At 63.7% G+C, this 763-nt stretch carries 1 pseudogene; it reads right to left on the reverse strand.

Going from position 1 to position 763, the window contains the following annotated elements:
- Positions 1-763: pseudogene (locus tag B0W55_RS29385) on the reverse strand (S-layer family protein); the annotation flags it as partial.

A 763-nucleotide genomic window follows, 5' to 3' on the forward strand; every position in this document is an offset into this window, starting at 1 on the left:
AGCACGTCCCGGCCGGCGCCGATGGTCAGGTCGTTGGCGGCTTCGATGCGCGCGGCGCTGTCGAGGTAGTCGCGTTGTTGGGCGTAGCCCTGGTTGCTGAACTCTGTGCGGGTGACGGTGCGCTCGTTGATGACATCGCCGGTCAGGGCGTTCAGGTTGACGTCGCGCCCGGCGATCACGCCGCCGGACTGGTTGATGATGTTGTTGCCCGCAAGCAGGTCGAGGCGATTGCCGGCTTCGATCAGGCCGCTGTTAGTCAGGTCTTGCCCGGCGGACGCCGCCAGGTTGTGGGTGGCGCGCAGGGTGCCGGCGTTGTTCAGGTTCTGGCCGGCGATCAGGTTGACGTCGTTGCCCTGGATCAACGCCCCGTTCGGTGCCAGTCGATTGTCGGCCTGGGCCAGGTACAGCACCGGCACCAGCACCTTTTCGCCGTTCACCTCATGCTCTTCTAGCCAGACGATGTCGTGGGTCAGGGCCGCGACTTGCTGGGCGGTGAGGGTCACGCCTACGGACAGGTTCAACGCATCCTTGCTGGCGATGGCGTTGTTCATCAGGTACTTGAACATGGCCTCGTCGGAGGTCTGGCCATCGATGAAGCGCTGGCCGGTGCGTTCGACCACCGCTTGCTGGATCAACCGTTGTTCGAAGAAGCCGTCGCCCAGGCGTTTGGCGCTTTGATCGGGGTCATAGCCGAGGCTGGCAAGCAGGTAGTCCGAACTCATGAACTGCTTGAGGTCGGTGAGGACCGGGTTGGTCTCGATCA

It is taken from the genome of Pseudomonas sp. KK4 (assembly GCF_001984065.1).
Classification (GTDB): domain Bacteria; phylum Pseudomonadota; class Gammaproteobacteria; order Pseudomonadales; family Pseudomonadaceae; genus Aquipseudomonas.